Source organism: Aeromonas sp. LsrichE-8G (assembly GCF_022869435.1).
GTDB classification, from domain to species: Bacteria; Pseudomonadota; Gammaproteobacteria; order Enterobacterales; family Aeromonadaceae; genus Aeromonas; species Aeromonas caviae.
In genome coordinates this window covers 1-8,620 of sequence record NZ_JALIHH010000102.1, presented here as the reverse complement: position 1 = coordinate 8,620, position 8,620 = coordinate 1, and the positions used below count along the sequence as shown (strand labels likewise).

The following is an 8,620-nucleotide window of genomic DNA, read 5'->3' as shown; positions in this document are numbered from 1 at the left end:
GGAAGGTCTGGTGCGACTCAAACAGCTCAAGTCGGTGCTGACCAGTGGCCGCGACCAACTGCCCGCAAGCCCGCTGAGCTACCCAGAGTTACCGCAAGAGCACGAGAACATCCGTGGCCCCCAGAGCTTCCACTAAAGAGGATACGCCCCATGACCCAACAAACCCTGACCCGCCTGAGAAACCTGAAACTGACCGGCATGGCGGATGCCGTGCAACAACAACTGGAACATGCGAGTACCTACGAAGTGCTGCCCTTCATCGAGCGGCTAAGCCTGCTGGTCGAACACGAACAACTGAGCCGGGAGCAGCGTAAGCAAACTCGGCTGGTCAAGCAGGCAAGGCTCAAACTCCAGGCCACGGTGCAGGAGCTGGACTACCAGTCAGCACGCAACCTGGAGCGGTCACAGGTAGCAAACCTGGCCCAAGGAGAGTGGCTGCGCCGGGGCCAGAACCTGCTCATTACCGGCCCCTGTGGCTGTGGAAAAACCTACCTGGCTTGTGCGCTGGGCTACCAAGCCTGTCAGCAAGGGCATAGCACTCGTTACTACCGGCTGCCACGTCTGCTGCTTGAGCTGAGCCAGGCCAAGGTAGATGGCAGTTACGCCAGACTGTTGGGTCAACTGGCAAGGATAGAGCTGCTGATCCTGGATGACTGGGGACTGGAAGCGGTGAGTGCCGAACAGCGCAACGCACTGCTGGAGATCATGGATGATCGGTATGGGAAATACTCGACGATAGTGGTCAGTCAGCTGCCAACTGAAGAGTGGTACGCGAGCTTGGGTGACAACACCCTGGCAGATGCGATCCTGGACCGGCTGATGCACAACGCTCACCGGCTGTCACTGAAGGGAGAATCGATGAGGAAGAGGAGAAGTGAGTTGACCCAATCTGAACAGTCGAGTTAGAAACGAGATGACGTGAGCGCGTTAAGGATCAGGGTGTTCACGTTGGCCGGAATGGCTGTTCAACTTCGCCGGAATACGCACCAGCGTCGATATCGGTGATGCGGGCGCCTTGCGGCCCGTCCAGTACCAGATAGGTGCTGACAAAACGGTAGGTGCCTCTGGAGGCGTAGAGCGGGGAGCCCGGCTCGCCAAAGGTGAAGCGCACCTTGACCTCGCTGCGATCCCGGCTGCCGGCGATGGCGCGAGACGAGAGTATCTCAGAGCCCAGCAGGTGATCCCAGGCATTGGGCAGGAAGGGGTTGCCCTCGACGAAGGGTGGCTTCTCGTCCGCAATGCTGTTCAGATAAGCACATTTTTGACTAATTATTCATAAATGCGACTTGAGTTGGGGGAGCAAGGCTGTTTCCAGTCGATGTTCCTTCAGCCTTTATCCAGCGTGGCTTGCAATAGAAAGAGGGAGGCATCATGCCTCCCTCATTTTTTAGCCCTGATACTACGTGGACTGGAACTCAAATTCTCTTAAGTGAACAGCATTGGGCTTCTCGTCCGGGGCTTCGCGAGTGGCTATCTCCCGCGCCTTGGAGGCAGCATTGAGCAGGCAGAGCAGCTCGGGGGAGACGATGTTGGGCAACGCACCGCCCAGGTCTGCCTGATAGAGGCCGCTCGGTTTGACGCTGCGCTCCCAGACCAGAAACTCGGCCACCTTGGCGCGGGCTTGGACCTGCATATCGGGGGCAGTGGCGGCCACAGACAGCCCGGACGCCAGCAGAGGCAGGGCCAGAAACGGCATCCAGTTCAACTTCATGACGTCATCTCCTTGTTATTCTTGAAAAACAGAGCCGCCATCGAGCCGGTTTATGCCGTATATTGGCCCTCTCCCTACCACAAAGGAACTGCCTCTTGAGACCCTATCCCGCCCTGTTGCTCTTGCTGGCAACCACTGCCGTTCAGGCCGAACAGGATTGTACTGCGCCGGTGACACAAACCGACATGAACATCTGTGCGTTTCAGGATTACCAGCGAGCCGATGCCAAGCTCAATGCCGCCTATAAAAAGCGGGTTGCCTCCCTGGAGAAGGCACAGCTGGAAAGGCTGAGAACCGCGCAACGGGCCTGGATCACCTTTCGCGATGCCCAGTGCCGCTACGAGGCCGGCGTCTATGAAGGGGGATCAATGGCGCCCATGGTCCACAGCAGTTGTCTCACCCAGTTGACCGAGGCGCGCACCAAAGACCTGAACACACTGCCAGACCAGCCATGATCAGAGGAGCCAACCAGATCAGGTAGGAACTGGAGGCAAGCAACAGACGGCTTGCAGGCACTCCGGTAAGTAATGATGCGAGCCCCCTCACCCTGACCCTCTCCCCCAAGGGGCGAGGGGATCAGACCGCAGGATGCCGAGGCTTCGGCAGGCCACAAAAAAAACCGCAGCCCAATGGCTGCGGTTTTTTTATAGGCTCAACCGGTTGGCGCCAGCAGCACCACCGGCCTTAGGCACGGCGCCAGCTGGTCTTGCCGGCGCTGTCTTCCAGCACGATACCCATCTCGGTGAGGCGGTTACGGGCGGCATCCGCTGCGGCCCAGTTCTTGTCGGCGCGGGCCTGATTGCGCTCGGCGATCAGGCGCTCGATTTCGGCGACCTCTTCGTCCGCTTCGTCACCCTTCAAGAAGGCATCCGGATCCTGTTGCAGGATGCCGAGCACGGCGCCCAGCTCGCGCAGACGGGCGCCCAGCGCGGCGGCAACGGCCATGTCTTCACCCTTCTGGCGGTTGATCTCGCGCACCAGGTCGAACAGGGCGGAGTAGGCTTCCGGGGTGTTGAAGTCGTCGTCCATGGCTTCCTTGAAACGGGCCACCTGCTCGTCACCACCGGCAGCAGCGGCCAGCGGCAGATCGCGCAGGGCGGTGTACATCCGCTCCAGGGCGGCGCGGGCCTGCTTCAAGTTATCTTCCGAGTAGTTGAGCTGGCTGCGGTAATGACCAGACATCAGGAAGTAACGGACGGTTTCGGCGTCATAGTGGGCCAAGACGTCGCGGATGGTGAAGAAGTTGCCAAGGGATTTGGACATCTTCTCTTTATCCACCATCACCATGCCACTGTGCATCCAGGTGTTGACGTAGTCGCCGCCGTGGGCGCAGCAGGACTGGGCAATCTCGTTCTCGTGGTGCGGGAACTGCAGATCCGAGCCGCCGCCGTGGATGTCGAAGTGGTTGCCAAGGTGCTTGGAGTTCATGGCGGAGCACTCGATGTGCCAGCCAGGACGGCCCGGGCCCCAGGGGCTGTCCCAGGTCGGCTCGCCGGGCTTGGACATCTTCCACAGCACGAAATCGAGCGGGTTGCGCTTGGCATCCACCACGTCGACCCGGGCACCGGCCTGCAGCTGTTCCAGATCCTGGCCGGAGAGCTTGCCGTAGTCGGCGTAGGAGTCGACGATGAACATCACATCGCCGTTGTCCGCCACGTAGGCGTGCCCTTTTTCCAGCAGGGTTTCAACCAGGGCGATGATCTCGCCGATGTGCTGGGTGGCGCGGGGTTCGATGTCCGGACGCACCATGCCGAGGGCGTCGAAATCCTGGTGCATGTCGCCGATGAGGCGCTCGGTGAGATCGTCACAGGTCACGCGCGTTTCGGCGGCGCGCTTGATGATCTTGTCGTCCACGTCGGTGACGTTGCGCACATAGGTGAGGTCGTATCCTGCATAACGCAGGTAGCGAGCGACGACGTCGAAGGCGACGAAGGTACGGCCATGGCCGATATGACAGTGATCATAGATAGTGACGCCACACACATACATGCCCACCTTGCCCGGGTGGATAGGTTTGAATTCTTCTTTTTGACGAGTGAGTGTGTTGTATATCTTCAGCATCTTATGACCACTGCCTGTGAGTAAAATGGCCTGCCATTCTAACCGCATCCGGTATAGAAAACGAGGCAGAAAAAGCCCCCTCTCCCCCCTGCCATCTATGCCGCAGGGCCTTGATGGGCTAGAATTGCCACCACTTTATGCCATACACCTGCGGGCACCTTGCTGCCCGCATCAAAATGAAAGGACAACTCATGGTTACTCTGCACACCAACCACGGCGACATCACCCTGACCCTGAACGCGGAAAAAGCCCCGGAGACCGTGGCCAACTTCCTGCAATACTGCCGTGACGGTCACTACGACAACACCATCTTCCACCGCGTCATCGACGGCTTCATGATCCAGGGTGGCGGCTATGCCCCGGGCTTCGAAGAGAAAGAGACCCGCGCTCCCATCAAGAACGAGGCGGCCAACGGTCTGTCCAACAAGATCGGCACCATCGCCATGGCACGCACCATGGAGCCGCACTCCGCCAGCGCCCAGTTCTTCATCAACGTGAACAACAACGACTTCCTGGACTTCAAGTCCGCCACCACCCAGGGCTTCGGCTACTGCGTGTTCGGTGAAGTGACCGCCGGCATGGACGTGGTCAACAAGATCAAGGGCGTGAAGACCGGCAACTACGGCCGCATGCACCAGGACGTTCCGACCGAAGACGTCGTCATCACCAAGGTGACCCTTGCCGAGTAATCCCTGCCGGCCAGGCTCTGATACCACTGCGGCCCCGGCCGCAGTTTTTCCATCTGCCGCCCCCAACTGGCGCCGCCTCGACTATCTGGCCCAGGGCAACGCACGTCAGCGCTCGGCCCACGCCCTGCTGAGCGGCGGCCTGTGGAATGAGCTTGGCCCCCTGTGCAACGATCTGGCCCTGGTGAGCACGATCGCCATCGGGCTGGATAGGCCCGGCAGCGATCTCGACATCCTCTGCCAGCATCCGGACCCGGCCTTCCTTGCCGCGACACTGGCAGCACAAGGCTGGCAGGTGCGAAGCAAGGGCGAGCAGGTCTGGATCGCCGAACAGCGACGCCACGGGCCCGATGGCCAGTGCTGGCCAGTCGAGCTCTACCTCACCCCTGCTCCCCTCGAGGCGTGTCATGGCTGGCGCCACCTCAGCCTGATGGCCGCCCTGCTTGAGCGCTTTGGCGCCCCCTTCCACCGGGAGGTACTGCGCCTGCGCGTTGATGAAGGGCTCAAGGGGGAAGCGGCCATGTGCCGCCTGCTGGGTCTGTCCGGCGACCCTTACGAGGCGTTGCTGACCCTGGAGGGCGTAAACCTTGCGGGGCTCTGCTGCCCTTCCCTCCCCCACCCGCTCGACGAGCAAGGTCACAGGCCTTGTCCGCCCCCAGGCGGGACTCTCTTACCATGATGCCCAGGAACTCATGAGCACCCTCTTTATCAGTGACATTCACCTCAGCCAAGGCAGGCCCGACATGACGGCGGCCCTGGTGCGCTTTCTGGCCGAAGACGCGCCCGGTGCCGACGCCCTCTATGTGCTGGGGGATCTGTTCGAATTCTGGATTGGGGACGACGACCCCAACCCGCTCCACCGCGAGGTGGCCGATGCCTTTCTCGCCCTGAGCCAGCAAGGGGTGCCCCTCTATTTCATTCACGGCAACCGCGACTTCCTCTTGGGGCACCAGTTTGCCAAACGGGCTGGCATGACCCTGCTCGGCGACCCCTGTGTCATCGAGCTGTACGGTGAGCGGGTGCTGCTGAGCCACGGGGATCTGCTCTGCACCCGGGACGAGGGCTACCAGAAGTTTCGCCGCATCACACAACAGAAGTGGCTGCGCTGGCTCTTCCTGCGCCTGCCGCTCTCGCGCCGCCAGGCCATCGCCCACAAGATGCGCGGCCAGAGCCAGATGGAGAATGCCCAGAAGAGCCAGATCATCATGGACGTGACTCCGGAGGCGGTAGACGAGATGCTGCGCCAGCACGGCTGCCGCCTGATGATCCACGGCCACACTCACAGGCCCGCCATCCACGACTTCACCCTGGATGGGCGTGCGGCGCGGCGCATCGTGCTGGGGGACTGGTTCGAGCAGGGGTCGGTGCTGGTCTGCTCCCCCGCCGGGCAGCGCCTCGACACCCGCGCGCTTGGCTGAGGCCCTCTGCCTGCCATGGTCATGAGCGAGTCTCATATGACCATTTCTGACTCACGCCGTGCTGCGGCGCGATACAAGCTGGATCCCTGCATATACTCTGGTTCTCTGCACACAACGAGGAGAAGACCATGGGATTTCTTACTTGGGTGGTACTGGGGCTGATCGTCGGCATCCTGGCCAAATGGATCATGCCGGGCAAGGATGGCGGCGGTTTCTTCATGACGGTGATCCTGGGGGTGGTCGGCGCCATGGTGGGGGGCTATGTCAGCACCCTGCTTGGGATGGGAACGGTCACCGGCTTCAACCTGCCGAGCATCATCATCGCCACCGTTGGCGCCCTGATCGTGCTGTTTGTCTACAACAAGCTGCGCAGTTGAGACGCAGCCACCCATCGATGCGAGGGCGCCACTGGCGCCCTCGCTGTTTTCAGCCCCGCTGGCGCCAACTTGCTGCGACCACCCGATCTCATCCACTCGTTTCGTCCGTTCGGTGCCGCGCTTGCATTATTTCTAGTTGAGGCGTCTAATAAGCCCCATGCAGACCAATGACCCCCTGCCCCGCCGCCCTCGCGGCCGCCCTGCCCAGCACGGGCACACCTATGCCGATACCCGGGATCTGTTGATCCGCCGGGGCATGGAGCTGCTGACCGAACAGGGCATCGCCGCCACCTCCATCGAGCGGGTGTTGCAGTCGACCGGGATCCCCAAGGGCTCCTTCTATCACTACTTCGCCACCAAGCACGACTTCACCCTGGCGGTCATGGATGCCTATCACCACTACTTCTGCCGCAAGCTGACGCGCTATCTGGAGGATGAGAGCCTGCCCCCCCTGGCCCGTCTTGTTGCCTTCGTCGACAGCGCCTGCCGGGGCATGACCCGGTTTGCGTTCCAGCGGGGCTGCCTCGTGGGCAACCTGGGTCAGGAGGTGGTGCAGCTGTCCCCCGAGCTGCGCCTGCGCCTCGAGCAGATCCTCCTCGACTGGGAGGCGCTGCTTGCCCGCTGCCTGAGGGACGCGGTGACGGCGGGGGAGCTGCCCCCTGATTGTGACTGCCCTGCCCTCGCCCATCAGTTCTGGATCGGCTGGGAAGGGGCCGTGCTGCGCGCACGCCTGGTGGGCGATACCGAGCCCATGCTCTCTTTTCTCAATTTTTTCATGAAGTTAGCAAAGTGATTTTTTTACGAAGATTAATAGTCAGTCAGTCCAATTAATGGGAGTAGACAAGATGTTCAACGGTATTCTGATCGAGAAAGACGAGGCGGGTTATCGCGCCAGCTACCAGAGCCTCTCCGAGGAGATATTGCCTGCCGGGGATGTGACTGTGGCGGTAGAGTGGTCTTCCCTCAACTACAAGGATGGCCTGGCCCTCACCGGCGCCTCCCCTGTGGTACGCCGCTTCCCTCTGATCCCCGGCATCGACTTTGCCGGTACCGTGCTGGAGAGCCAGCATCCCGACTGGCGCCCCGGCGACAAGGTGGTGCTCAACGGATGGGGCGTGGGCGAGACCCACAGTGGCGGGCTGGCAGAGCGGGCACGGGTCCGGGGCGACTGGCTGGTCGCCCTGCCTGAGCGCTTCCAGCCCCGGGACGCCATGGCCATCGGCACCGCAGGGTACACCGCCATGCTCTGTGTGATGGCGTTGGAGAAGCACGGCATCACCCCCGGCGACGGTGACATTCTGGTGACGGGCGCCAACGGCGGTGTGGGCAGCGTGGCGATCACCCTCCTGGCCAAGCTGGGCTATCAGGTCGTGGCCGCCACCGGGCGGCTGCACGAGGCCGACTATCTCAAGTCCCTCGGCGCCGCCGAGGTGATCGATCGCGCCGAACTGGCCACGCCGGGACGCCCGCTGGGCAAGGAACGCTGGGCCGGCGTCATCGACACCGTCGGCAGCCACACCCTGGCCAATGCCTGCGCCACTACCCGCTACGGCGGCGCCGTGGCTGCCTGCGGTCTCGCGGGAGGGATGGACTTCCCCTCCACCGTCATGCCCTTCATCCTGCGCGGCGTCACCCTCTATGGCATCGACAGCGTGATGGTACCGCGCCCGCTGCGCCAGCAGGCCTGGGCCCGACTGGCCGAGGATCTCGACCTGACCCGCCTCCATCTCCTCACCCGGGAAGTGCCCCTCTCCCAGGTCGTGCCCCTGGGGGATGCCTTCCTGGCAGGCCAGGTGCGCGGCCGGATCCTGGTCAATGTCCAGGGGTGATGACTGACGCGATATGAGCCGGCTCGCCTGACCACGTCAGGCGAGCCTCTCCAGGGCATTTCGCAGCCACACGGAACGTCACTCCTCCTTCCCATCGTCCATGACAATGGACAACAGATGCGTTCAAACACTCAAGTGCAGGTTTCCCGGACAGAGGGACCGAGACACCTCTATATGCCGCACCTTCCCGCTGCGCACCCTCCCCCATCGATGCAGACAACCGTCACTCCTCACCGACAAGCCCCTGCCCTGGATACCCGTATTCGCCGACATGAGGCCCTGTTCGCCCACGACTGCGAACCATTGTCTTGCCCACTGACAGACCCCCGTTAAACAATCGATGCATCGAACAAATAATTCAGAATAGGAATACGTTTTATTTATCACCGCATATAATACCAATCAGATTAAAGATGTGATCTAATTGCTCTATTCTGGTTTCACTGTACTCAGTATGTCCGATCCAATCGATTTCTTGGCCCTCGCCAAGGCAGAAACCAACGCCAGGAAACGCATGCGATTCCTGGCGTTAGCACAC

Annotated in this window: 11 protein-coding genes; 8 read left to right on the top strand and 3 right to left on the bottom strand. The window is 61.5% G+C overall.

The window, feature by feature from the left end:
- Positions 1-150: 150 nt before the first annotated feature.
- Complete coding sequence (gene istB, locus MUW49_RS15125) at positions 151-906, top strand: IS21-like element ISAs29 family helper ATPase IstB (protein WP_244812926.1); 756 nt, start codon at positions 151-153, stop codon at positions 904-906.
- Between the two features lie 37 nt (positions 907-943).
- On the opposite strand, the gene MUW49_RS15120 is transcribed toward istB, so the two are convergent.
- On the bottom strand, positions 944-1,111 hold the full coding sequence (locus tag MUW49_RS15120) for a hypothetical protein (protein ID WP_244812925.1): 168 nt from the start codon (positions 1,109-1,111) through the stop codon (positions 944-946).
- A gap of 288 nt (positions 1,112-1,399) precedes the next feature.
- On the bottom strand, positions 1,400-1,711 hold the full coding sequence (locus MUW49_RS15115) for a hypothetical protein (protein ID WP_244812924.1): 312 nt from the start codon (positions 1,709-1,711) through the stop codon (positions 1,400-1,402).
- Positions 1,712-1,806: 95 nt separating this feature from the next.
- Here MUW49_RS15115 and MUW49_RS15110 point away from each other — a divergent pair, with 95 nt between their 5' ends.
- Positions 1,807-2,166, top strand: a complete 360-nt coding sequence (locus MUW49_RS15110; RefSeq protein ID WP_111896743.1) for a lysozyme inhibitor LprI family protein — start codon at positions 1,807-1,809, stop codon at positions 2,164-2,166.
- A 229-nt stretch (positions 2,167-2,395) separates the two neighbouring features.
- Here MUW49_RS15110 and cysS read toward each other — a convergent pair whose 3' ends face one another.
- Positions 2,396-3,772, bottom strand: a complete 1,377-nt coding sequence (gene cysS, locus MUW49_RS15105; RefSeq protein WP_210538571.1) for a cysteine--tRNA ligase — start codon at positions 3,770-3,772, stop codon at positions 2,396-2,398.
- 191 nt (positions 3,773-3,963) lie between these two features.
- Here cysS and MUW49_RS15100 point away from each other — a divergent pair, with 191 nt between their 5' ends.
- The 6 genes from MUW49_RS15100 to MUW49_RS15075 all read left to right on the top strand — a co-directional run bounded on the left by MUW49_RS15100 (position 3,964) and on the right by MUW49_RS15075 (position 8,082).
- Complete coding sequence (locus MUW49_RS15100) at positions 3,964-4,461, top strand: peptidylprolyl isomerase (protein ID WP_039041198.1); 498 nt, start codon at positions 3,964-3,966, stop codon at positions 4,459-4,461.
- Positions 4,451-5,137 (top strand): DUF4269 domain-containing protein, encoded by a 687-nt coding sequence (locus MUW49_RS15095; protein ID WP_244812923.1) that lies wholly within the window; start codon positions 4,451-4,453, stop codon positions 5,135-5,137. The genes MUW49_RS15100 and MUW49_RS15095 overlap by 11 nt, the downstream gene beginning before the upstream one ends.
- Before the next feature lie 13 nt (positions 5,138-5,150).
- A complete protein-coding gene (gene lpxH, locus MUW49_RS15090) occupies positions 5,151-5,876 on the top strand; it encodes a UDP-2,3-diacylglucosamine diphosphatase (RefSeq protein ID WP_244812922.1) in 726 nt (241 codons plus the stop codon).
- 128 nt (positions 5,877-6,004) lie between these two features.
- A complete protein-coding gene (locus tag MUW49_RS15085; RefSeq protein ID WP_010675223.1) occupies positions 6,005-6,253 on the top strand; it encodes a GlsB/YeaQ/YmgE family stress response membrane protein in 249 nt (82 codons plus the stop codon).
- Between the two features lie 157 nt (positions 6,254-6,410).
- Positions 6,411-7,046, top strand: a complete 636-nt coding sequence (locus MUW49_RS15080) for a TetR/AcrR family transcriptional regulator (protein WP_113070054.1) — start codon at positions 6,411-6,413, stop codon at positions 7,044-7,046.
- Positions 7,047-7,098: 52 nt separating this feature from the next.
- Positions 7,099-8,082 (top strand): MDR family oxidoreductase, encoded by a 984-nt coding sequence (locus MUW49_RS15075; protein WP_244812921.1) that lies wholly within the window; start codon positions 7,099-7,101, stop codon positions 8,080-8,082.
- Positions 8,083-8,620 lie beyond the last annotated feature (538 nt).